23 protein-coding genes are annotated in these 21,746 nt (G+C 62.8%); 7 read left to right on the top strand and 16 right to left on the bottom strand.

Annotation, left to right across the window (positions count from 1 at the left end; genetic code table 11):
* The first annotated feature begins 9 nt into the window (after positions 1-9).
* Together LOY35_RS14530 and LOY35_RS14525 are read left to right on the top strand one after the other, a co-directional pair.
* Positions 10-354: a cupin domain-containing protein gene (locus LOY35_RS14530; protein ID WP_258623885.1), complete on the top strand. Its 345-nt coding sequence runs from the start codon at positions 10-12 to the stop codon at positions 352-354.
* A gap of 209 nt (positions 355-563) precedes the next feature.
* Positions 564-1,601 (top strand): ABC transporter substrate-binding protein, encoded by a 1,038-nt coding sequence (locus LOY35_RS14525; protein WP_258623876.1) that lies wholly within the window; start codon positions 564-566, stop codon positions 1,599-1,601.
* 131 nt (positions 1,602-1,732) lie between these two features.
* Here LOY35_RS14525 and LOY35_RS14520 read toward each other — a convergent pair whose 3' ends face one another.
* From LOY35_RS14520 to LOY35_RS14460, 13 genes are all read right to left on the bottom strand, one after another.
* Positions 1,733-2,998, bottom strand: a complete 1,266-nt coding sequence (locus tag LOY35_RS14520; RefSeq protein ID WP_258623875.1) for an MFS transporter — start codon at positions 2,996-2,998, stop codon at positions 1,733-1,735.
* Between the two features lie 175 nt (positions 2,999-3,173).
* Positions 3,174-3,995 carry a DUF4198 domain-containing protein gene (locus LOY35_RS14515; RefSeq protein WP_258623872.1) on the bottom strand — a complete coding sequence of 274 codons (822 nt, stop codon included), beginning with the start codon at positions 3,993-3,995 and terminating at the stop codon, positions 3,174-3,176.
* Between the two features lie 8 nt (positions 3,996-4,003).
* Positions 4,004-4,327 carry a hypothetical protein gene (locus LOY35_RS14510; protein WP_258623869.1) on the bottom strand — a complete coding sequence of 108 codons (324 nt, stop codon included), beginning with the start codon at positions 4,325-4,327 and terminating at the stop codon, positions 4,004-4,006.
* 22 nt (positions 4,328-4,349) lie between these two features.
* Positions 4,350-5,339 carry a metal ABC transporter substrate-binding protein gene (locus LOY35_RS14505; RefSeq protein WP_258623867.1) on the bottom strand — a complete coding sequence of 330 codons (990 nt, stop codon included), beginning with the start codon at positions 5,337-5,339 and terminating at the stop codon, positions 4,350-4,352.
* Entirely contained in the window at positions 5,336-6,241 is a 906-nt protein-coding gene (locus tag LOY35_RS14500) for a metal ABC transporter permease (protein ID WP_258623864.1), read from the bottom strand. The genes LOY35_RS14505 and LOY35_RS14500 overlap by 4 nt, the downstream gene beginning before the upstream one ends.
* Positions 6,238-6,918 carry a metal ABC transporter ATP-binding protein gene (locus LOY35_RS14495; protein ID WP_258623861.1) on the bottom strand — a complete coding sequence of 227 codons (681 nt, stop codon included), beginning with the start codon at positions 6,916-6,918 and terminating at the stop codon, positions 6,238-6,240. Before LOY35_RS14495 ends, LOY35_RS14500 begins: the two co-directional genes overlap by 4 nt.
* Positions 6,919-6,932: 14 nt before the next feature.
* Positions 6,933-7,868, bottom strand: a complete 936-nt coding sequence (locus tag LOY35_RS14490) for a metal ABC transporter solute-binding protein, Zn/Mn family (RefSeq protein WP_258623858.1) — start codon at positions 7,866-7,868, stop codon at positions 6,933-6,935.
* On the bottom strand, positions 7,865-8,626 hold the full coding sequence (locus tag LOY35_RS14485; RefSeq protein ID WP_258623856.1) for a DUF6162 family protein: 762 nt from the start codon (positions 8,624-8,626) through the stop codon (positions 7,865-7,867). The genes LOY35_RS14490 and LOY35_RS14485 overlap by 4 nt, the downstream gene beginning before the upstream one ends.
* Positions 8,626-9,114 (bottom strand): DUF2214 family protein, encoded by a 489-nt coding sequence (locus LOY35_RS14480; RefSeq protein WP_258623844.1) that lies wholly within the window; start codon positions 9,112-9,114, stop codon positions 8,626-8,628. Before LOY35_RS14480 ends, LOY35_RS14485 begins: the two co-directional genes overlap by 1 nt.
* 32 nt (positions 9,115-9,146) lie before the next feature.
* A complete protein-coding gene (locus LOY35_RS14475; RefSeq protein ID WP_258623842.1) occupies positions 9,147-9,635 on the bottom strand; it encodes a DUF6644 family protein in 489 nt (162 codons plus the stop codon).
* A 20-nt stretch (positions 9,636-9,655) separates the two neighbouring features.
* Positions 9,656-11,164: an alpha/beta hydrolase domain-containing protein gene (locus LOY35_RS14470; RefSeq protein WP_258623839.1), complete on the bottom strand. Its 1,509-nt coding sequence runs from the start codon at positions 11,162-11,164 to the stop codon at positions 9,656-9,658.
* 37 nt (positions 11,165-11,201) lie between these two features.
* Positions 11,202-11,969 carry a hypothetical protein gene (locus LOY35_RS14465; RefSeq protein WP_258623836.1) on the bottom strand — a complete coding sequence of 256 codons (768 nt, stop codon included), beginning with the start codon at positions 11,967-11,969 and terminating at the stop codon, positions 11,202-11,204.
* A 64-nt stretch (positions 11,970-12,033) separates the two neighbouring features.
* A complete protein-coding gene (locus LOY35_RS14460; RefSeq protein WP_258623831.1) occupies positions 12,034-12,426 on the bottom strand; it encodes a DUF6152 family protein in 393 nt (130 codons plus the stop codon).
* A gap of 232 nt (positions 12,427-12,658) precedes the next feature.
* On the opposite strand from LOY35_RS14460, the gene LOY35_RS14455 reads away from it, so the two are divergent.
* Genes LOY35_RS14455 through LOY35_RS14440 form a run of 4 tightly spaced genes read left to right on the top strand, consistent with a single transcriptional unit; the run spans position 12,659 to position 16,714 of the window.
* A complete protein-coding gene (locus LOY35_RS14455; RefSeq protein WP_258623830.1) occupies positions 12,659-13,996 on the top strand; it encodes an alginate export family protein in 1,338 nt (445 codons plus the stop codon).
* Positions 13,997-14,013: 17 nt separating this feature from the next.
* The gene (locus LOY35_RS14450) at positions 14,014-14,868 is read left to right on the top strand and encodes a hypothetical protein (RefSeq protein WP_258623829.1); all 855 of its coding nucleotides are present in this window, start codon (positions 14,014-14,016) and stop codon (positions 14,866-14,868) included.
* The gene (locus LOY35_RS14445) at positions 14,865-15,239 is read left to right on the top strand and encodes a DUF6152 family protein (RefSeq protein WP_258623828.1); all 375 of its coding nucleotides are present in this window, start codon (positions 14,865-14,867) and stop codon (positions 15,237-15,239) included. Before LOY35_RS14450 ends, LOY35_RS14445 begins: the two co-directional genes overlap by 4 nt.
* Positions 15,240-15,244: 5 nt before the next feature.
* Positions 15,245-16,714: an alpha/beta hydrolase domain-containing protein gene (locus LOY35_RS14440; protein ID WP_258623824.1), complete on the top strand. Its 1,470-nt coding sequence runs from the start codon at positions 15,245-15,247 to the stop codon at positions 16,712-16,714.
* Positions 16,715-16,771: 57 nt separating this feature from the next.
* Here LOY35_RS14440 and LOY35_RS14435 read toward each other — a convergent pair whose 3' ends face one another.
* The 3 genes from LOY35_RS14435 to LOY35_RS14425 all read right to left on the bottom strand — a co-directional run bounded on the left by LOY35_RS14435 (position 16,772) and on the right by LOY35_RS14425 (position 20,316).
* Entirely contained in the window at positions 16,772-17,335 is a 564-nt protein-coding gene (locus LOY35_RS14435) for a cytochrome b (RefSeq protein ID WP_258623822.1), read from the bottom strand.
* 106 nt (positions 17,336-17,441) lie between these two features.
* Positions 17,442-18,896 carry an aldehyde dehydrogenase gene (locus LOY35_RS14430; RefSeq protein ID WP_258623817.1) on the bottom strand — a complete coding sequence of 485 codons (1,455 nt, stop codon included), beginning with the start codon at positions 18,894-18,896 and terminating at the stop codon, positions 17,442-17,444.
* 43 nt (positions 18,897-18,939) lie between these two features.
* Positions 18,940-20,316: an aspartate aminotransferase family protein gene (locus LOY35_RS14425; protein WP_258623808.1), complete on the bottom strand. Its 1,377-nt coding sequence runs from the start codon at positions 20,314-20,316 to the stop codon at positions 18,940-18,942.
* Positions 20,317-20,522: 206 nt separating this feature from the next.
* On the opposite strand from LOY35_RS14425, the gene LOY35_RS14420 reads away from it, so the two are divergent.
* A complete protein-coding gene (locus LOY35_RS14420) occupies positions 20,523-21,485 on the top strand; it encodes a helix-turn-helix domain-containing protein (RefSeq protein WP_258623804.1) in 963 nt (320 codons plus the stop codon).
* Positions 21,486-21,746: the final 261 nt, after the last annotated feature.

Raw genomic sequence — 21,746 nt, 5'->3', positions numbered from 1 at the left:
GAGACCGTTATGCCGCAACCGATTGTGTTGGCGAGTATCGCCGATCTTGCCCTGCCTGCCGCTGTCCCGGTACGCGAACCCATCGACAGCCCCGTGGCGAGCACCGCCACCCATGCCGTGGAGGGACCGGACGCCCTGCTGACCGGTGTCTGGGAGTGTTCACCGGGACGCTGGCGCCGCCAGGTGCTGGCGCGTGAGTTCAGTCATTTCGTTGCCGGTCACTGTGTTTTCATTCCGGACGAAGGCGAGCCCATCGAGCTGCGGGCCGGCGATGCGGTGTTGTTTCCGGCGAACTGTCACGGCGTATGGGACATCCGCGAAACCGTGCGCAAGAGTTTCCTGATCATGCCGTGAGGCCGGCAACTGGGATGCCTTCATCCGTTTGGTGGAGGCTCTTGTACGGACGTATGAGCGTTGGCGTTCAAATCATTGTTCAGCCTAATTGTCGGGCACTGCCCAGGTCTTCAAAACTGGACATCGGCGTACCGGGTCAGCGACCAGGCTCGCACCCGGCGCTGCCTCCTTGCGTGGGAGGCTTTCCAGGCTCATCGGAGACAATAACAATGCAGAAAATCCTGAGTACCACACTCATACTTGCCCTGGGCTGTGCTGCCGCCATACAAGCGCATGCCGACCTGACCGTTGTGTCCCACGGTGGTGCCAACAAGGTCGCGCAGGTCAAGGCGTTCTACGAGCCTTACATGCAGAAGACCGGCAGCCGTATCGTCGTCGATGAATTCAACGGTGAAATGGCGAAAATAAAGGTGCAGGTCGATACCGGCAGCGTCTCCTGGGATGTTGTCGAGATGGAAATGCCCGAGCTGGCTCGCGCTTGTGACCAGGGCATGCTGGAGGAAATCGGCACTCAGCCGGAGATCGCCAAACTCGTCCCCGACCTTCTGGAAGGTGCTGTGCAACCGTGTGGGGTGGGCTTCTTCGTGTGGTCGACAGTGCTCGCCTATAACGCCGACAAGCTCAAGACAGCACCGACCGGCTGGGTGGATTTCTGGGATACCGAAAAATTTCCCGGCAAGCGTGGCTTGCGCAAGGGCGCCATGTACACCCTGGAGTTCGCCTTGATGGCTGACGGTGTCGCCCCCCAGGATGTCTACAAAGTGCTCGGCACCCGAGAAGGGCAGGATCGCGCCTTCCATAAACTCGACCAGTTGAAGCCGAACATTCAATGGTGGGAAGCAGGCGCTCAGCCGCCGCAATACCTGGCATCCGGCGATGTCGTGATGAGCTCGGCCTACAATGGTCGCATCGCAGCGGTGCAGAACGAGAGCAGTCTGCGCGTGGTCTGGAATGGCGGTATCTACGACATGGATGCCTTTGCCATTCCCAAAGGCGCGACCAACGCCCAGGAGGGCCTGCGCTTTATCCAGTTCATCTTGCAGACCGACGCGCAAAAAGCCTACGCCCAACAGATCGCCTACGGGCCGGTGAACCGCGCCGCCGTGCCGCTGGTGGATGCCGCCCGCCGTAGCAACATGCCCACCGACGAGACCAACCTGGCCAGGCAAGTGGCAATGGATGCGACGTTCTGGGCCGACCATGGCGATCAGCTGGAGCAACGTTTCAACGCCTGGGCGGCCAAGTAGCAAGGGCCGCTCCAGTTCTTCACCGAACGGTGCTGCCCTGTGTATCAACGGAGGAGGGGAGCGCTGGTTTCTTGAGCCGCCTCCCCGATTCATCCCTGTCACCGAAGAGCGCGCAACGATACCACCTGGATTCAGTTGGCGGCAGCAGGAGAGGTTTTTGTCGCCGGAAAACCCTTCATGACCGTCGAGTAATGCCGGGTCTCCGGCATCGCCAGCAACAGCAGCAAGAACGCCGCCCCGGCGACCGCCGCCAGGGTTACGAAGGCCGCATCGTAACCGGCGCTGTGGACCACCAGTCCCGCCAGGCCAGGGCTGAGTGCCGCACCCAAGCCGAATACGGCGGACAAGGCCCCCAAGCTGACATTGAAACGCCCGGTGCCTTGGGTCAGGTCCTTGACCACCACCGGAAACAGCGCGCCGAAGATACCCGCGCCGACGCCGTCGAGTAACTGCACTGCCACCAGCCAGTAGGGGTCGTTGGAGACCACGTACAGGAGCCCGCGCAGGGGCAGGATCAGGAAGCCGGCCAGCAGCAGCGGCTTGCGTCCCCATTGGTCGGCCTTGGCGCCGACCAGGATCGCCATCGGTACCATCACCAACTGGGCGGCGACGATACAAGCGGAGGTAAGCGGCGTGGCCATCTGCAAATTGACCAGCGCCAGCTTCTGGCTGACCAGCGGCAGCATGGCGGCGTTTGCCAGGTGAAACAGTGCGCAGCACACCGCGAACAAGCGCAGGGGCCGGTTGCTCAACAACACGCTTAGCCCGGATGGATGCCCATGGCCGCCGGCCGACGCCGGGGTAAAGCCGCGGGCCACGTCATGATCGATGGCGTTGGCCGAGACCAAGCTGGCGGCAACAATGCTGCCCACCGTCATCACCGCCATCAGAAAGAACACCGCCACCGGCCCGAACAGATAAGCGAAACCGCCGGCCAGCAACGCCGAGCAAGCATTGCCGGCGTGGTTGAAGGTCTCGTTGCGCCCGGTGCGGCGGGTGAAGGCTTGTGGACCGGTGATGCCCAGGGAAATGGCGGCGATGGCCGGGGCGAACACGGAGCCGGCGATGGCGCCGACGGTCTGGGTCAGAGCGACCAGGGTGAAAGAGCTCAGCCATGGCAGCAGCAGGCAACTGCCGGTCACCAGCAATGCCGCGACAATGACCAGTGTCCGTTTCGCCTGTGTGCGGTCGATCAGCGCGCCCGCCGGGGCCTGGGCCAGCAGCGCAGCGACACCGGCCAGGGTCATCACCAGGCCGATACTGGCCGGGTCCCACTTGTGCACCGCCAGCAGATAGATCGCCAGATAGGGACCCAGGCCGTCACGCACGTCGGCGAGGAAGAAATTAAGGCTATCCAGCGACAGCTCGTTGCGACGGTTCTTGACGGAAGTATCCAAGTGCGCAGTCTCGATAGGGCAGGAAGACCTGGGGCATTGTGTCAGCTCCCAGCCCTTTCGCGATGAATTCCTGCCCGCTCTTTGCCCGGGATTACAGGGACGTGAGAAGCCTTCAGCCGTCAGGGGCGACTTTTTTCCGGTCGAACTAAGATCGATGCCATGAAACCGGCTGTCGTCATTTCATGTCCCTGGCCTGCACCCACAACACGGCGTCCTGGGACAGGGGTTTACCCTTGTGGGTTTTCGTTGCGCCGATGTCGAGTGCCGCGATGCCCCACCAGCCGGCGCGGGGCAGGCCGATGGTCACGACACCTTCGGCATCGGCGTAGGTGCTCAGCACGTTGAAGGACGGTTGCGGGGCGGTGACATAGGCTTGTTGGCCAAAGGCGTTGTTCTCGAAGTCGATGGCGTGGTTGAGGTATTCGATTTCGACCCTGGCTTGCGGGACGGGCTTGCCATCGGCCAGCACTCGGGCGCGGAACACGCCGCCCGTCCAGTTCGCATAAGGCTTGCTCAAGGGCTGGATCTCCACCGACAAGCCCTGGGGCTCTGCCCATTGGCCGGGCACGCCGCCGACGTTGACGATCAGCTTGGTGAACTGCTGGATGTACAGGTCTTCCTCGGCTTCCAGGTAGGGCTCGGGTTCGAGCACGAAGACATGGTCGCCCATCGAACGCATCAGCTCCCGTGGAATCGTCGCGCGGTAGGCGGCCGCGCGGTTATCGCGGGTGTGCCATTCGATGGGGCGCAGGTACTTGAGCAGGTCGGCTTTCTCCCCGCCCAGCGAACTGGTGTGGCTGAAAATGCGCGGCTCACCCATGGCCATGGTGGGGCCGCCGGCGAAGGGGTGGGTGAAGACGACCGCGAACTCCAGTTGTTCCCCGCGCTGCAATGCCGCTTCCTCGACATAGAGCATCTGGAAATGCGCCTGTGCAACGCCGGTCATGCAGATGGAAGCAGCAGCAAGGGTCTGGAGCAGTGTTTTCTTATTCGTCATGGTCGGTTTCACTTTGAAATGTCGGAGGACTGGATCGTGACGTCATGGCCGTCGCCGCCGAGGAACAGCACCGAGTAGCTTCCGCTCGGAGGTTGGAACCGGTAGGTGTTGTCCTGGCCTACGGTGCCTTCTAGTAGCACCTTGTCGCTCATGTCCCGGACATGGATTTTCCGGCCGGCGGCCGTGCTGCCGTCGGTGAATCCCGCCTCGCACTTCACCCAGTCGTCGCTGTCGATGTAACAGTCGAAAACGGGCGCATGGGCGAAGGCCGCCTGACAGAACAGAACGGCAGCGGCCATCGATAGCCGAAGCACTGAACAGGGCAGTTTCATAAGGTCTCCACGGTCGGCTTGATCATTGGGGAGGCGAACGCTCGTCGCCGTGCTTGTTGTCGTTGCCGGCCCCGGTGAAGGCCGCCAGCAGTGCATCCAGGTTCGAGCGCAGGAGCGCCTCGTACCCGTTGGCCGCGTCGGCGAACAGGCCCGGGTTGCCCGCGTCCAGTATCAGCAACCGAGCGCCGCCGTCTTCGATGGCCTTGGCGATCCTGGCGTCCGGTGCCCATTTGTGGACGACCACGTGGATGTCACGCTCGCGCAGGTATCGGGTCAGCGCGGCACGGTCGGCGTCGCTCCAGTCGACGTCCTGCCGGACAAACCAGCCATCGACAAAGATGTCGAACTCGCCGAACAGGTAGATGAATTCGTTGGCCAGCGACAGCACCCGCGGATCCGGCAGCTCCATCAGCCGGGCACCGTATGCCGCCTTGAGCTGGCGCAATCGGCCCTCCAGCGCGGCGAGGTTGCGGGTGATCCGAGGCGCATCGGCGGGGGCCAGGCGCACCAGGTCGGCGGTGATCAGCGCTGACATGCGCATGGCGTTGATGGGACCGAGCCAGGCATAGGGCGACGGGCCGACACCGACATCACGCGGGCCGACCCAGGGCACGTCGTTCGCTGGCGCACGGACCACCGCCACGCCGGGTTTGATCGGGTCCCAGGAGCGCGAGGCATCGATCTCGATAATCCGCAGGTTGTGGCGACGGGCCGCCGCAAACAGTGGATCTGCATGCCAGAGGCTGCTCAGGGTGACCACCGCGTCGGCTTGCTGGAACACCTTGGCGTCCAGGCGCGACAGCGCATTGGCCTGGCTTTCCATGGGCACGGCAGCGTCTGGTGGAATACGCACCACCTCGATGCTCGTACCCTCGCTGAGCGCCGCGGTGAGCGCATGCACACCCGGCAGCGCGACCAGCACCCGAGGGCCGGCGAGGGCATTGAGCTGGCTGCCCAGCAGCAGTGCCAGCACCCCAAGCCAGGATCGACGTGACAGGCTGAGCCGCTTCATACGCTGGCACCCCTGAATCGGGACGTGGAGGCGCGGATGACGGCGGTCGCGACGAACACCAGGGCGGCGACGATCACGATGGCGCCGCCGGTGGGCACGGGGATCTGGTATTGCATCGGTGCCAGGATGCCAACCACGCAGGCAAACGTTGCAATCAGGATGGCAAGGGTGACCAGCCCCGGGAGAGAACGACTGACATTGCGCGCGGCGGCCGCCGGTATCAGCAAAAGGGCTTCGACCAGCACGGCGCCGATGATCTTCAGGCACGCGACCGTCACCAGAGTAACCAGCACGACGAACAGGTATTCGACGACACGCACCGGCACGCCGCGGGCATGCGCCAGGCTCGGATTGAGGCTGGCCAGTAGAATGCTGTTGTACAGCGGCAACCCGACCAGGGCACAGGTCGCCGTCACGACCAGCAGCACGTTCATGTCGGTGTGGTCCACCGCCAGGATGGAGCCGAACAACACGCTTTCCATCACATGGGTGTTGATTTTCGCCGACACGAACAACAGCAACGAGGCGCCGACCGCCAGCGAGATCGACAGGAACACGCCGATCAGCGTGTCGTTGGACAGGGTGGTGCGGTGCTGGGTGTACTTCAGCGTCAGGGCGAACAACACGCAGAAGCCGAACATCGACAGGTAGGGGGAGGTGTAGGATTCACCGATCAGCACGCCAATGGCCACGCCGGTCATCGCTGCATTGCCCACCGCCTGGCTGAAGAAGGCCATGCGCTTGATCATCACCATGGAACCCAACACACCCAGCAACGGCCCGATAAGTAGCGCGCAGAGCAGCGCATTGATCACGAACTCGTATTCGAACGGCTGCGGCAGCAGGTGACTCGCGGCGAGCGCCTGGAGTTGGTCGCGGATGAACGTGTAGAAGGTGTTCATCGGCTGCTCTCCAGATGCTGGGCGACCTGATGGGGCGGGCCATCGAATATCACCCGCTGGTTGATGCCGGTGACCGATTGCGCAATGCGCCTGACTTGGCCCAGGTCATGGTTGATCCAGAGGATGGTGACGCCGCTCTTGTGCAGCTCGGCCACCAGCGCTTCCACCAGCAGAATGCCCGCTTCGTCGATGCCGGCGGTCGGTTCGTCGAGGATCAGCAGCCACGGCACCGGGGTGATCGCCTGGGCCAGCAGCACACGCTGGCGTTCGCCACCGGACAGGCTGCCAAAGGGCTTGTCGCCCATTCCGGCGACGCCGGTACGCTCCAGGGCTCCGGCAGTGGCCGCCCGGGTGGAGCGGGCCGAACCCAGGAACGCCGGTCGGCGTTGACCGAGCAGGGCCATGACATCGTTGACGGTCATCGGCACGTTGCGGTCGAAATCCAGCAACTGCGGGACATACCCCAACGGTTTGGTGAGCCCGCCTTCAAAGCGGATGGCCCCCGAGTGCGGCATTTGTCCCAGCAGTGCGCGCACCAGGGAGGTCTTGCCACCGCCGTTCGGACCGACCAGGCAATGGAGGGCGCCGGCCTCGATCCGGAAGCTCACGGCGTCGAGCACTCGCGTACCGCCCAGTTGCAGTGAAACGTTATCGAACACCACGGCGGGTCCGCGCATCGCTGGTTCCTCCTTCATTGTTGTTGTGTGAACTCAACGGCTTCGGCCAGGGTTTCGAGGTTCTCGCTCATCGCCACCTCGAATTCGTCGGCGCTGTAGCTGCTGCCGGTGATATGGGACAGGGCGAAGACCCTGACGCCGGTCGCCGCCTCGATAGGTTTGGCCAGGTCGATGGAAAAGTACTTCTCGGCAAACAACACACGCACGTTGGCTTTCTTGATCGCGTCGATGGTATTGGCCAGCTGCCGCGCAGTCGGCGCAACGCCGTGACGCGGCTCGATGACGGCACTCACGAACAGGCCGAACTCCTGCATCAGGTAGTCGTAGCCGGCGTGTGTGCTGGCGCACCGGAACGAAGACAAGTCGAGGTTGGCAAAGCGCGTCATGAAGCGTGCCCGCAGCGCACGGATACGCCCGGCGTACGCCAGGGCGTTGTGTCGATAGATCGCCGCGTTGTCCGGGTCCAGTTCGCCCAAGCGGCGGGCGATCTCGAACACCTGTTGTATCGCCGCGGTGGTGGAGACGAAGGTATGCGGGTTGACCACCTTGGCACCGCCCTGGTCGCCGCCGATGGGAATGAGGGCAACCGTGGCATTGGCCTGGATGATCGGCAGGTTCTCGCCGCGTCCGGCGGCCTTGACGATCTGGAAGGCCCATTGATCGTGGCCGATGCCGTTGACGACCAGGGCATCGAGGCTCATCGCGCGGGTGATGTCGGCGGGTTGCGGCTGGTAGTTGTGCGGGTTCGCCTCCGCCGGAATGAGCGCAACGACCTCCGCCCGATCGCCGACGATGTTTGCCACGAAGCTGTAGTAGGGATGCAGGGTGACGCCGACCTTGAGCTTCTTGCCCTCGGCGTGTGCCTGGCCGAGGAGCAGGAGGGCGGGTATCAGCATCAGCAGCGCGATCCAGCGGCGCAGCGGTGTGCGGTGTCTTGCAGAGGCGGTCATGGCTGGGTTCCTTTTACGCGTTCGACTTCGCGGGTACCGTCATAGGGGATGACCTGGCGCCAACCTTTGCTGACCAGCGATTCGGGCTTGACGATGCCGGGGTAGGGGGCGTTCGGGTCCCGGTGGACCCAGATCGTCGCCTGGTTGGCCCACATGACCCCGGCATGGGCGTGCCCGATCACCAGCAGGTAGGCGCTCTGGCCCGGCACGCTGCCGCCGGAGCCGTAGTAGACCGTGGCGCCTTGGCCCAGGGTGGCTTGCGAGACTTCGCTGGCGCTCTTGTCTGCGGGGGGCGCATCGTCAACGTGCTGGTCGCCGGAGCGGGCGTGGGGTTGGTGGGTGCCAGGCAGAATCAATTGCCAGTGCACCTGGCCGTTGGTCTTCCAGAATGCGTCGCGGTAGAACGGCGGCAGCACCAGTTCCTGGGCATGCTCCAGGGTGATCCAGCCGCCGGTATCGTTGTTGAACCAGATGATCTCTTCGCCGGCAGGTAACAGCGCGCTATGAATGGCCTGATCGACCGCACCCAGGCCATCGAAGGAACGCACCTGCCAGCTCAATGCGGTGGGCGGGCCGATTGCCTGGGCGCGCAACAGCACATAACCGGCCACGCCGGCGATGACCGCCAGGGTCGCAAGCAGCATCGCCAGGGACTCCCACCGACCGGACACCGGGCGTACCACGTTGATTGCGTGGCTTGAGTCGTCGCCGGGCAGGCCTGTGGCGGGCCGACGCCAACGTGGCAGTAGGCGAGCCATCAGAAAAACGCGATCCAGCGGCCAAGAAAGATCACGCCTGCCCACAGCACCATCGAACCAAAGCCGGCGACACGGGCACGGCCAGGAGGCGGCAGCGTCGCGTCCCATTCACCGATCCGCCGAAAGACCCCCAGGTGGAAAATCCCCATGTTGAGGCCCGCCAACAGCAACAGCCCCATCTTTCCCCAGAAAAGCGGGTTCTGGGCATAGGTGGAGGCGTTGGAGATGAACATGAGCAGGCCGGTGATCACGCATGCCGCGAAGGCGACCCAGGTGTACGGCAGTAATTCCTGGATCAGCCGTAGCGCGCTGCGGCGATGGGAGGCAATGCCCAGCAGTCGCAAGTCCACCACGGCGATGGTCCCGAACACGAGAGCGATGCCGACCACGTGTACCGATTCCAGGGTTGGAAAAGCGAAGCCCGACTCCCTGATCAGGGAGGCGATAGGGGTGGCCTCGAGGGCTTGCAGGTTTGATTGAATATCCATGGCGAGTACCTGAGCGCTTTGATTGAAAGTCACTAGATCGTGTAGGCGATCCAGCGGCCGCAGAAGATCACGACGCACCACAAGGCGATCGACAGCCAGGCCAGCGTCTTGACGAAGCTGTCCACGCCTTCGCTGCGTGCCGGATCGGCAGGGCGCAGCAAGGGCCGCCGGACCCACCAGGCCAGGGTGAACGCACTGACCACCAAGGCCATCTTCAGCCAGAACGTCGAGTTGACGAGGACCCGGTCCGGCTCGCCGATGGTCATGACCAACCCCGTCAGGAGCAGGACAATGAGCGCATTGCGCATCCACGGGTAATAGCGACGGACAACGCCGCGCACGGGCTCGTCGGTGGCGAACACACCGGCCAGCCGAAGGTCGGAGATGACGGCGGAGCCGAAGATCACCGCAATGGCCACGATATGAATGGACTGGACCGTGGGCACGACCCAGAGCATGTCCCTGATGGCGGTGCTCACCGGTGTGGCGTAGAGCCAGTCAATGATCGGTGCTGATGACATGTGCTTTCTCCCACTGTGGGTTAGAAGTCTTGGGGGTTGGCGATCGGACGCAGGCCCGGCGCATCTTCGGGGAGGAGATAACCTTCCTTGATCGAAAGAGCCTTGGCGTCTTCGAACTGCCGTTCGTAGTTGCTGAAGCTGCCATAGCGCTGCCCGAGCCGGTCCTTGGCGTAGGGCACCTTGGTGTCGTAGATCAGGCCGCAGTGGGTTTCCTGGTCAGTGAGGTAGGTCGCGCCGGGTACCTGGATCCATGGCGGACGCACGCCTCCTTGCAGGTTGCCGGTAGCGGGGTCGCGCACGACGGTCTTGCCCTCGCGCAGCACGCGGGGGGCCTTGGGCATCGGCTTGCCCTCGCGCACCCATCGGTCCATGCCATCGAGCAGTGCCGAGACCACCAATTCTGCCGGCTCGTCGTACAGCGTCCGGCACTGTGGGTCGTCGCCCTTGCCAATGTCCGCCGCGACGTGTTCGGTATGCTCCGTGCCGAGGTCGGCCAGGCGCAGGTGCGGCATGCCGGTCACTTCGTAATAACGCAGTTGCGGGCTGTCGGTGTCGGGCGGCAGGTCGATGCCTTCGAGCACGTCGTGCATCAGTTCGGACTGGCTGTAGACGGTCACGAACGGCACGCCCGCAGGCATCTGCCGCGGCACGCGAATAACATCGCCGCCAACCTCGCCATAGGCCATGCGGCCGGTCATATAGCCGTCGATCAGCGGCGTCGCGTCGGGCATGCGCCATTGCTGGTGCCGGCCCTGGTCGAGGTAGTCCATCCAGACTTGCGCCGTCACGGCCCAGCTGTTGACGTAGACCCGGCGTACGTCGAGGTTCGCCAGCGGGCTTTGCGCCGAATGGGTTTTCAGCAGCAACGCCAGCTGTGCCCCGATGCCCTGGGACTGTGGCACGAACGGATCAGGCCCGTTGCCACGGGTGAAGCGTTCCGGATCGTAATAGCTGCCCAATGGCGCATAGCGCGCGTAGTCGAAGCGGCGCATGAATTCGAAATTGACGATCCGTCCGTACTGGGCGATCTGCTCGGCCTCGTCGGCCGGGGTTTCCGAGATGAACTTGGGATCCACCTGCGGCTTGTTGATGTTCAGCGTGTAGCCGACGTAGGCATAGCCGCGACGCAACAGGTAATCGCGGGTCAGGATCCAGCCGGCGCCGCGCTCGCCGAACCAACTGAAGGGCTCGATCACTACCGTGCCATTGAAGCGCGCCGGGTCCGCCGGTCTACGGACCAGAATGCGCGTGGTGTAGGGCGCCTCGAAGAGGCTTTTACCCGCAGCGGTAATGGCCGGCGCCACGCCTTGCAGGTAAAACTCCTCCTCGACGTAGCCATACCGGTCGAGGTCGCTGTATTCGGTACCCCGGGCGTTGGCCGACGAGAGCGGTGACTTGCCTGAAGGCGGCACCGGCACCACCGTGGGCATCCGGGGCACCTCCGCGAACGCGCTCGACAGCAGGAGCAGCGACACAAGGGCGCCCTGCAACGTTGGTCGCAGGATGTCGAAGGGCATCAGTCGTTCCATCCGGTGACTCCAAAGGGTTGTCGAAGGGGAGGTGGTGTCAGTCACGGCGCAGGCTCGTCTTGCCCTCGCTGTCGATCACGATCTGGTTGTTTTCACAGACGTACTCTTGGATGCGGTAGTCGGACCGCTTGTATTCGAACGTGAAGCGATAAGGCGTGTTGAGCACCTGCGGATCCTCGATCAGCACCTGGTCCTCCAAGTGATTCGGCGCGGTCAGCCGCAAACGTTCGGTGATCTTCATGTCCTTGCTGTGGGGAACGCCGTAGAACGCCACGTCGTCGGTGCGCACGCCCAAGGTTTCCACGACGAGGGTGTCGCCTTCCCAGTGGCCGCGCGAATGGCCTTGATAGGTCGGGTCCAGCTTCTCCTTCGGCGGCATCGCTTCGTTCAGAAGAATCCGGCGCACCTGCTGGAGATACTCGCCCAAGACCACCACTTGCTTATCGTCGTAGATGATCTGGATCGGGAAGAGCGCCGCCATCAGCACCGGCATGCCTTCCGGCAGGCATCTGGCACTGGTGGTGGCCAGCGGCGTGCCGGCTTCGTTTGCCGCGGCTTCCTTCTTCTTCAGCTCGGCGTACTCACTGGCGTAAGGCTCCTTCAGGTCCATTGGTCCGCCCGGATGCACCGGATCGTCCGGGTTCTCACCGAACCAGTCGTCCGGGGTTCTTTCCCAGGTGCCGCTGATGTCGGGAGCCCTGGCTGCGCCTTGCTTGGGCGTTGTCGCCATGCTCGTTCCGGCGAATGTCACAAGGGCGATGCCCAGGAAAATCATTGCCGGATTCAAGGTTCGTGTCGGTTTCATTCAAGCGTCTCCACCCTGTTGGTTTGTGCCATCGAGTACCCATGAAGCAGGGGCGCGAGCGGACTCATCCGCCGCCCGTGAGCACGACGTCACCGATCTTGATTTCCACCAGCAACCCACCGGGATCACCGTTTTTCAGCGGCTTGTAGGTGATCTCGGCGCTCTCGCCGGCCTTGATCGAGTCCGCCGTCCAGCCCGTGCGGCTCAATGCGTTGACGCTGCCGGTCTCGATCTTGATTTTCTGCGGTGGCGGACCGGGCGTATCGAGGTAGATCGCGATGTGAGGGTTGGTCCAGGCGAAGCGCTCGACGACACCCTTGACCGTGATCGTCTTGGTCTGGTCGAAAATCGCGAACGAATGGTGGGCTGTGGCGATGGCGGGAAGCACACCGCAGGCGACGATGGTCAGCAGGCGTAGCCCCTGACGGAATGACGGAAAGGGTGGCGTGGGGGTCATGACGGGGCCTCGTTCTTATGCGTTCTTATGGGGCCAGCATAAGGGCGGCACAGATCGAGGGCGTAACCCAAAACGGCAACCTCTCGAAGCTCGAAAGCTGTTTCTACCCAACAACGTGGCTGACGTTGAGGACGAGCGAAGCGTGGCACTTGCTGATTTGGGTTACCGCTTGCGCACCCCAAGCCGAAACACTCCCGGCTCGCCTCATAAATATAAAAACAGGAGAGACGTCATGCGCACCCCCCTCTACGCCCCCATGCTTTCACTGGTTGCACTCTGTACGTTCGAGCCACAGGCCCATGGCTACGAGCTCTATAACGAAGGCGATGGCACCACCGTGCTGAACGCCGATCTGTGGGCCGGCTTTGGCTGGTTCGGCAGCCAGAAGAATTACATCGCAGACCCGGAGAAGGAGCCCGGCAGGATGCGCTGGCAGGAAGGCTTCGCCAAATATGGCCTGAGCGGCACGACGGACAAGATCACTGCCGGCTCGGTGTATGGCGGTTTAAGCATGATCAGTACCGGATCATGGGGCGATGGGGACGCGGGAGCGCTCACCGACGGCACCGAACGAAGAACCGCCGTGGAAGACGCCTACCTGGGCTGGAAGTCAGGCGATCTGATTCCGGCGTTGGGCCAGGATGGCGTTGATTTCTCTTTCGGCCGCCAGCTCGTCACGGTGGACGGGTTCCTGATTACCGATGATGGTTTCGCCCCCGGCAAGGCCTTCAACCCCATCGAGGGCGTTGCGGATGGCCGGTTCAATCGCGGCGGTGCCTACTACCTTGGTCCGCGGTTGGCGTTCGGCAATACCGCTGTCTTGAAGCTGGGCGGCACCGAGGGGCTTCACGGCAGCCTGCTGTGGTTGAAGTCGGATAACCCCGGACAGTCCAAGACTGAAGTGGCCGCCGCCACCATCGACTACACCACGCCCATCGGCTCCATCGGCTCGACTTACGTGCACGGCCTGGACGTCGAAAAGCGCTATGCCTTCGCTGACCGGCTTGAGCGCAAGGGCATGGACATCTACAGCATTCGTGGCCAGGGCAACGCCGGCATCGAGAACGCCGATTTCGCCTTCGAAGTGGCCCGTCAGGAAAAGCGTTCGGGGTCGCAGCGGGCGATGTTCTTCGACGCCGGCTACACCTTCGCCGACGTCAAGTGGCAGCCGGCGGTGAGCTACCGCTATGCGCGCTATTCAGAAGGCTGGGACTTCCTGTTCCAGGGCGGCTATCGCAAACGTTATCAAGGTGAGGTGGCGGTGAATTACGCCGGCTCGGTCACCTCGAACATGCAGACCCACGACGTGCTGCTGTCCGTCAAACCGACCGACAGGTTGACCCTCAACGCGATGGTCTTCGACTTCCACCAGCTCTCCGATCGACAGGAGCGGGACTACAGCGCTCGCGAGGTCGATCTGTTCCTGGACTGGATGGTGACGGACAACCTCACACTGTCGCCGCTCATTGGTTTCTACAAGCCGGACAAATGGCTTGGAAACGGTGGCCTGCAGAGTGGCAGCGCATCGACCAACACCTACTTCCAGTTCATTGCCTGGGTCACTTTCTGAAACGTCAGGATATACACATGAAAACGATCATTCTTTCCCGCGCTGGCATTGCACTGCTGGCCGCCCTGGCTGCATCCGCTTGCCCGTTGTTCGCCATCGCTGCAACGCCTGCACCGAAGGTGCCCGATCTCAGCGGGCTGTGGATGCCGGTGGGAAGCTCCGTGGACCCGCTCGTCAACAGCACCGGTGCCGACAACCCGGATACCAATATCGGCCCTCCGTTCGGCAGCCTGCCGGAACTGAAGGGCGTCTACCTCGAAAGCTTCAAGAAGCGGACTGAAGCCCTCGCCGCGGTCGGCAGCGAGTTCAAGACTTCGTGCAAGGTATTGGGCATGCCGACAAATATGGTCGGGCCCTACGCCGTCGAGATCATGCAGACCCCGACGCAGCTCAACTGGGCGCAGGAATTTCTGCGCGAGACCCGCCGCATCTACCTCGATGGACGTGCCCATCCGGATCCCGAGGCCGCGCCGCCGACATTCGAAGGTCACTCGACCGCACGCTGGGAAGGCAAGGTGTTGGTGGTCGAAACCACCCACATCCGCCAGGAGACCACCTTGGGCGAGTATGGACATGCCGAGGATGCGCTCGGTCATGGCCCGCGCATGGTCATCAGGGAGCGGATCTTCATCAACGACGAAGGCCTGCTCCAAGTGGACGGCATGGTCGAAGACCCGGATGCCCTGGTCAAGCCATGGCGTTGGTCACCGCTGACTTTCCGCCGTGCGCCCAAGGGCGTCGAGTTCATGGAGTTCGTCTGCGAAGACAGCAATAACGAATCGATAGACCCCGCGACAGGGGCGGAAATCACCACCATTCCCGAACGACGCAACCCGAACCGGGCCGACAACCATCAAGGAGATGCAAAGTGAATCTCAACCCTATGCTGTTTTGCCTGGCGTTCCTGGGCCTGCAGGCGCCCGCTGCTTTTGCTCACCACTCCTACTCGGCCTTCGACATGACTAAGCTGGTGGAAATCAACGGTACGGTGAGCGAGGTGCAGTACAAGAACCCTCATGTCTGGTTGTTCGTCGATGTGCAGACCGGCGACAAGACCCAGACCTGGGCCATCGAGGCCGGTGGCCCGAACATCCTGATGCGTCAGGGCTGGATGGCCAACACCCTGCAGCCGGGCGACAAGATCGATCTGCAGCTCGCACCGATGAAGGACGACAGGAAGACGGGCGGGGCCCTCCAGGCGCTGCGGTTGCCTGGCGGTAAAACCATCGGTGCCTGGAAGTGACGCGCATGGGTGAGTTACCGCTGACCTCATTGTCCCTGGCGGTTTTCCTTGCGCTGACGACGGTCGGGACCGTCGCGGCGCAAACGCCCGCCATGCCGCAAATCGCGCCGGTGCCTCCCAGCGGCCGGCTGCCCCTCGGGTCCGCGTTGAGGCACGGCACCGAATATGTTGACCTCGATAGGTTCGGCTACGTCGAGGAGGAGTACTACATGGTGGGGCTCGCGCCAGCGATTACCGCGGCTGGCGAGCAGTTGTTCGACGCTCCCTACGTGACGCGCTTGCTCATTCGCAAACCAAGGGACCCTGGACGGTTCAACGGCACGGTGGTGATGGAGCCGTTCAGTTGGATGGGCGAACGTGGCGCGGGCTGGATTCTCAGCCGCGACTACCTGATGCGCAGGGGGTATGCCTTCGTCGGCTACACCCTCAGCGTCAACAGGCCGGCGAACGATCCCAAGACCCTGGATTGGGATCCTGAGCCTCGCAACCTGAACCTGGACTTCATGCGGCACTACGACTACAAGCGCTACGCCCCACTTGGCAGCTACTACGACAGTGACCGGTTCCGGCGCGGCAACGGCCCCGATCAGTATCCGCCGCAGTCCCTGGGCATTGCCGCGCAGCTCGCCTTGCTGCTCAAGTCCAACCTTGAACAGGGCCCCGCACCGGGGCTCGACGTCAAGCGCATCTACGTCAATACCTGGGCAATCAACGGGCAGCTCTGGCTCGATTATCTCGATCAGGGCCGTCATCAGCAGTGGCGCATGCCCGACGGGCGCCCCTTGATAGACGCCTACATGACGGGGCACGTTGTTTATGGTGACCTGGGCGGCGAGGTACTGAGAGTTCCGCGACAGATGCCCGAGGATGCGCCTTTCGTGACGGTCTACAGTCAGACCGAGGTGGTGCACGATGCCCGTCAGGCGATCGCTCTGCCGGCCGATACGGATCATCCGAAGCTGCGTTACTACGAAATCACCGGCATGCCGCACCTGCGCCTGGCCGACCAGGGCACGGACGGAGCGGAGCCGCATCCGGCTGACGGCGACAAACGCAACGATCCGCAATGCCAGACCCTCTATGACGAACCGGTGGAGACGGTCGTGTCCGCCATTTTGGACGGGATGGATCGCTGGGTGCGCGAAGGCACTCCGATGCCCAAGGCTGCGCGGGTGCGTCGCGAGGGAGCGTCGGTTGCCCGCGATCCGCAGACCGGTAATCTGCTGGGAGGTGTGCGTCCGCCGTGGATCAAGGTGCCCAGTGCCACCTACCTGACCGACCAGGAGACTGGTTGCGGTTCGGCTTTCGACACCAAGGTGCCGTACTCTGCGCGGCAGTTGAAGGCGCTCTATGGCAGCTATGCAAACTATGCGAGTCGTTTCGACAATGCGAAACAACAGGCGATCAAGGAGGGGTATCTGTTGCCGGAGGATGCGGTACGGGTAAAGGCCGTGGCGTTGCCGGAGGACTTTTGACGGCTGCCTCCACACCGAGCAATGAAGCGTGGGCGTTTGCGCCCACGCTTCATTCAATTACAGCATGCGACGCAGTACGTCTTTTTGCGGATCCCGGTCGAGGAACCGATGCTTGAGGGCGCCGGCGATATGCAGCAGGATCAGGACGAGCAGGGTATAGGCGAGTACTTTGTGCAGCCATTGGAACACGACGAACCAATCGTCATTTTTCGGGAGCAGCTCCGGGAGGTTGACCCCGAAGAAGAACACCCCGTCGCTCATCGTGTACGTGCTCGACATGGAGTAACCCATCAACGGCACGATCACCAGAAGCCCATACATGACCCGTTGCACCAGGTTTGACATCACCTGCTCAGGCCCGGTCAGCGTGTGCAGCGGCTTCGGCAACCTGGGTGTCATGTAGCGCAGGGCGATCTGGACCAGCACCACCAGGAACGTCAACACCCCGAAGGATTTGTGCCAGGGGTAATAGAGCTCGTACTTGCTTGCCACTTCATCATTCATCCCGGTCATGTGCCAGCCTGCCCAGAGGAGACCGGCTACGAGCAAGGCACGCACCCAGTGCAACAGCAGCAGGGACGTTGGATACCGATCAATTATCTCTTGATTTGTGGTGTTCATCGCAGTCGCCTCATCAATCATCAAAGACATCGGGAATGCACTTTGAACCACCACCCTCGGCGCCTCGCAGGGTTTGGAGGGTGGTTCGCTCAGTGCACTATTGTTCTCAGGCAGGTAGTAGTACGGTGATGACCTTCTCCTCGGTATAGGCCAGTGCGCCGCTGAACCCTCCTTCACGGCCAATACCGCTGTCCTTGACGCCGCCCCAGGGCAGGTTGGCATCCAGCGGGCTCCAGCAGTTCACGCCCACGGCGCCGGCCTTCACCGCGGCGGCGACGCGATGGGCACGCACCAGGTTGTTCGTCCACACCGTGGCCGCAAGGCCGTAGCTGGAATCGTTGGCCAGTGCGACAGCTTCTTCTTCAGTGTCGAAGGCGATCACCGTGCCGACCGGGCCGAAAATCTCGTCCCGGGCGATCGCCATGTCATTGCGGGCGTTGGCGAAGATCGTCGGCCGCACGAACCAGCCCTGCTCAGGGTGCGATACACCGCCGGCCAGCAGCGTCGCGCCTTGATCGATGCCCAGTTGGATGTAACGGTTGACCCGATCGAACTGCGCTTTCTTGGCCACCGGCCCCATCTGCACATCGGGCTGCCGAGGGTCGCCTACCTTGACGGCACACGCGGCGTTGGCAAGCGCGGCGGCGAAGCGCTCTGCGAGGCTGCGCTGGACCAGAATGCGCGAACCGGCGGCACAGACCTGGCCCTGGTTGGCGAACAGGCCGAGGGTACAACCAAACAGCGCATCGTCGAAGGGGGCGTCGTCGAAGACAATCTGCGGGCTCTTGCCGCCCAGCTCCAGGGCCACGCGCTTGAACAGCACGCCGGCGGTGCGCTGGATCTCGCGTCCGGCCTCGGGGCTGCCGGTGAAACTGATCTTGGCGACATCCGGGTGTTCGCACAGGGCGCGGCCGACTTCCTCACCGTAACCGGTGACCACGTTGATCACACCGTCAGGGAAACCCGCTTCCTGGGCCAGGGCCGCCAGGTGCAGGGCGGATTGTGGCGTTTCTTCCGACGGCTTGATCACCACGGTGCAGCCTGCCGCCAGCAACGCGGCGAGTTTCCACACGGTGATCATCAGCGGTGAATTCCAAGGCACGATAGCCCCGACCACGCCTACCGGTTCACGTACCGTGTACGAAAGGGTCTTGGTGCCAAAGTAACCGCCGGAAGGGATGGTGCGACCTTCGAGCTGATTGGCCCAGCCAGCGGCGGCGCGCAGGTTGGCGAGCACGTTGGGGATGTCCAGGCGACGCGGCTCGATCGGCGAGCGCCCGATGGCGTCGGCGTCCATGTCGGCGAGCAGGTCGGTGTCGCGTTCCACCAGGTCCGCCAGTTTCAGCAGCAGCCGGCCGCGCTGGGCGCCGTCGAGCTGACTCCAGGCGCCACCTTCAAGCTGCTTGCGGGCGGCCGCCACGGCACGGCTTACATCCTCGGCCGTGCCGCGCGCGGCGCTGCCGTAGATCTGTTCCGTCACGGGGTTGATAAGGTTCGTTCGACGGCCGTCGGAGGCCTCGAAGGAGCCGCCTTCGATGAAGTGATTCAGGTGCTGAGTCATTTTTGGATCCATGAATGATGGGCAGTGGGCGAGTAGACCCGCCTCATGCCTTGAGGGAGGCCAGGGCGTCGCCGAAGATGTCCAGCGCCTTGAAGAACAGCGAGCGTGAGATCGTCAGCGAGGGCATGACACGCATCACGTTGCTGTAGCGACCGCAGGGGATCATCAGCACGCCGTGGTTCAACAGGTAGCCCATGAGTTGGCCGATCTTGGCGCCTTCCAGCGGTGCCTTGGTGGCCGGGTCTTCGACCAGTTCGATGCCGATCATCAGGCCGCGACCGCGCACCTCACCCACGAACGGGCTCTTGAAACCACGGATACGCTCCTGTGCTTCCAGCCCCAGGGTGTGTGCGCGGTTGAGCAGGTCGAGCTCCGGATCCTGCAGGATGCTGATGTTGGTCAGGGCCACGGCGGCGGACAACGAGTTGGCGGCGAAGGTATTGGGTACCGAGCCGTCAGGGATCGCGGCAGCCAGGTCCGAACGCATGATCAGGCCCGCCATGGGCAGGTCGCTGCCGATGCCCTTGCCGAAGGTGAGCATGTCCGGCTTGACGCCCGAGTGCTCGACCGCCCACATCTTGCCGGTACGTCCGGCGCCGGACTGCACTTCGTCGACGATCAGCAGCGCACCGCTGCGGTCGCAGGCCTTGCGCAGGAGTTGCAGGAACTCAGGCGAGGGCGGCACGTAGCCGCCTTCGCCCTGCACCGGTTCGACGATCACGGCGGCCACGTCATCGGCGGCGGTGTAGGGGGTATTCAGCAAATAGTCCACGTAGTCGCCGGCGATCTGCTCGGCGCTTTTGTGGGTGGTGTCGAAGGGGAAGCGGTAGGCGTAAGGGTAGGGCGCGTGAATGACACCGCCCATCATGGCGCCGTAGCCCTTGCGGTAGGCAGTACCTGTCGTCAGCGCGCCCGATGCGTTCCACACGCCGTGGTAGCCTCCATGGAAGGCGATGATCTGGTGCCGCCCGGTGATGCGCTTGGCGAACTTGACGGCGGCCTCCAGCGCGTCGCTGCCGCTTTGGGTGAAAAAGGTGGTGCAGTCGCCGCGCAAGCCATCGGGCGCAATCTCGGATATTTTGGCTGCCAGCTCGGTGCGTCGGGTGCTGTTGACTTCCAGGGCGTGCATCAACACTTCGGACTGTTCGCGAATGGCCTGCACCACTTTCGGATGGCAGCGGCCTACGCTGCTGACGCCCACGCCAGCGGACAGGTCGATGTAGGTGTTGCCATCCGGATCCTTGAAGGTCGCGCCGAACGCCCGGTCCATGGCCACCGGCATCCGTCCGCCACCGCGTGCCATGGACTCGGTACGCGCCGACAACGCCAGGGCCTCGCGGGTCATGGGGCCGGGGAGGGTGCTGGAAATAATTCGCGGGGCATCCGCGAAGTGGAGGGACTCAAGTTTGGCTTCACTCATGACGATCTCTCTGGGTCTCGGTTGTAGTGTGCCGATCATCTCCAGCGTCAGCCTCCAGCCGGTAGCCCGAATCGGCACATGGATGAATTGCGTTGAAGAGGCAGGTGGATATTCCGTTATGGAATTTTGCAAAATTCCTTTAATGTGCGAATATCGGTAAAGAAGGCAGGATAACTACAATAATATTTATGAGGCTTTCGCATATTATGAGAAATATCCACATAAACCACTTTCGCGACGTCCACCTCCATGCCGCTACTGTCCAGGAGTGGAGCCAGGACTACAGCCAGCTCACCGCCGGTTCGGCCGAAAGTACGCTCATGCAGCTGACCACCGCGCATTGCCACATCTTTCGCGAGCAGATCAACCAACGTGTCGTGCAGCACGGCGTGGCCCCTCGGGGCAAAATGTGCTTCGCGGTGCCGATCAACGTCCCGGGCGCGGTTCGGATGCAAGGGCGCGAGGTGGATGACAGCAGCCTGTTCTTTCTTCACGGTGGCGAAGAGTTCATGTTCCATATGCCGATGGGCATGGAACTGCTGTCCATCACCTTCGAACGGGAATTGTTCGAGCAGGCGCTGGCACAAACGGCTTCGGCAAAGGAAATCAGCCAGCTGCTGCGTCAACCGGTGATCAGGGTTTCCACGCCACACTTCGCGCAGGCGCGTCGTCGTTTGCTGGCTATATTCTCCCAGGCCCTGGCGAACGAAGAGTTCGACAATGTGTGGGAACAGGAATTGGAACAGGCCATGCTCGGCGAGATGCTGCAGCTCATGACCGATCCGGCCTGCGACAAGTACCAACGCACCACGAGCTCCACCCGCAGCTTCATTGTCGAGAAATGCCACCGCCTGACCACCGCCGAAATGAACAACGTGCCCAGCGTGGACCAGTTGTGCCAGCGACTCCAGGTGAGTCGGCGTACCGTGCAGAACAGCTTCCGCGCGGTGGCCGAGACGACGCCGCTGAACTACCTGCGCTCCGTCAGGCTCAACGGCGTGCGCCGCACCTTGATGTCCACCCAGGCGTCGCATCTCTCGATTGGCGATGCCGCGGCCCAGTGGGGCTTCTATCACCTGAGCCACTTCGCGGCGGAGTACCAGGAGCTGTTCGCGGAGCTGCCATCCCATACCAAGCGCGCAACCATCCCCGATTGCGCCCTGGCCTGAGCGCGGATTCAAGTCGCGAAGCAACCCCTGTGGCGAGGGGATTTATCCCCGCTGGGCTGCGAAGCAGCCCCAAAATCTGCTTTGTGAAGTATCAGCCAACTATAACCAGCCTTAAGGGGGCTGCTGCGCAGCCCAGCGGGGATAAATCCCCTCGCCACAGTTTTTGTGGAAAGGACCGTCTGATGACCGATTTGGGTTACTGGGACGTTGATAGGCAGGAATAGGATCGAACCTGGCGTGCAACAAGAACAATAAGCCATT

This window comes from Pseudomonas sp. B21-028, assembly GCF_024749045.1.
Lineage (GTDB): Bacteria > Pseudomonadota > Gammaproteobacteria > Pseudomonadales > Pseudomonadaceae > Aquipseudomonas.
The sequence above is the reverse complement of the archived record's forward strand: the minus strand, read 5'-3'. Positions and strand labels throughout refer to the sequence as shown.

Bases quoted from the DNA above. Each gene is read 5' to 3' on its own strand.
- LOY35_RS14495 (WP_258623861.1), bottom strand. From the start codon at position 6,918: ATGCGCGGACCCGCCGTGGTGTTCGATAACGTTTCACTGCAACTGGGC.
- LOY35_RS14475 (WP_258623842.1), bottom strand. From the start codon at position 9,635: ATGTCATCAGCACCGATCATTGACTGGCTCTACGCCACACCGGTGAGC.
- LOY35_RS14515 (WP_258623872.1), bottom strand. From the start codon at position 3,995: ATGACGAATAAGAAAACACTGCTCCAGACCCTTGCTGCTGCTTCCATC.
- LOY35_RS14465 (WP_258623836.1), bottom strand. From the start codon at position 11,969: ATGAAACCGACACGAACCTTGAATCCGGCAATGATTTTCCTGGGCATC.
- LOY35_RS14460 (WP_258623831.1), bottom strand. From the start codon at position 12,426: ATGACCCCCACGCCACCCTTTCCGTCATTCCGTCAGGGGCTACGCCTG.
- LOY35_RS14490 (WP_258623858.1), bottom strand. From the start codon at position 7,868: ATGACCGCCTCTGCAAGACACCGCACACCGCTGCGCCGCTGGATCGCG.
- LOY35_RS14450 (WP_258623829.1), top strand. From the start codon at position 14,014: ATGAAAACGATCATTCTTTCCCGCGCTGGCATTGCACTGCTGGCCGCC.
- LOY35_RS14485 (WP_258623856.1), bottom strand. From the start codon at position 8,626: ATGGCTCGCCTACTGCCACGTTGGCGTCGGCCCGCCACAGGCCTGCCC.
- LOY35_RS14440 (WP_258623824.1), top strand. From the start codon at position 15,245: ATGGGTGAGTTACCGCTGACCTCATTGTCCCTGGCGGTTTTCCTTGCG.
- LOY35_RS14430 (WP_258623817.1), bottom strand. From the start codon at position 18,896: ATGACTCAGCACCTGAATCACTTCATCGAAGGCGGCTCCTTCGAGGCC.
- LOY35_RS14470 (WP_258623839.1), bottom strand. From the start codon at position 11,164: ATGGAACGACTGATGCCCTTCGACATCCTGCGACCAACGTTGCAGGGC.
- LOY35_RS14455 (WP_258623830.1), top strand. From the start codon at position 12,659: ATGCGCACCCCCCTCTACGCCCCCATGCTTTCACTGGTTGCACTCTGT.
- LOY35_RS14420 (WP_258623804.1), top strand. From the start codon at position 20,523: ATGAGAAATATCCACATAAACCACTTTCGCGACGTCCACCTCCATGCC.
- LOY35_RS14435 (WP_258623822.1), bottom strand. From the start codon at position 17,335: ATGAACACCACAAATCAAGAGATAATTGATCGGTATCCAACGTCCCTG.
- LOY35_RS14510 (WP_258623869.1), bottom strand. From the start codon at position 4,327: ATGAAACTGCCCTGTTCAGTGCTTCGGCTATCGATGGCCGCTGCCGTT.
- LOY35_RS14480 (WP_258623844.1), bottom strand. From the start codon at position 9,114: ATGGATATTCAATCAAACCTGCAAGCCCTCGAGGCCACCCCTATCGCC.
- LOY35_RS14505 (WP_258623867.1), bottom strand. From the start codon at position 5,339: ATGAAGCGGCTCAGCCTGTCACGTCGATCCTGGCTTGGGGTGCTGGCA.
- LOY35_RS14500 (WP_258623864.1), bottom strand. From the start codon at position 6,241: ATGAACACCTTCTACACGTTCATCCGCGACCAACTCCAGGCGCTCGCC.
- LOY35_RS14530 (WP_258623885.1), top strand. From the start codon at position 10: ATGCCGCAACCGATTGTGTTGGCGAGTATCGCCGATCTTGCCCTGCCT.
- LOY35_RS14525 (WP_258623876.1), top strand. From the start codon at position 564: ATGCAGAAAATCCTGAGTACCACACTCATACTTGCCCTGGGCTGTGCT.
- LOY35_RS14425 (WP_258623808.1), bottom strand. From the start codon at position 20,316: ATGAGTGAAGCCAAACTTGAGTCCCTCCACTTCGCGGATGCCCCGCGA.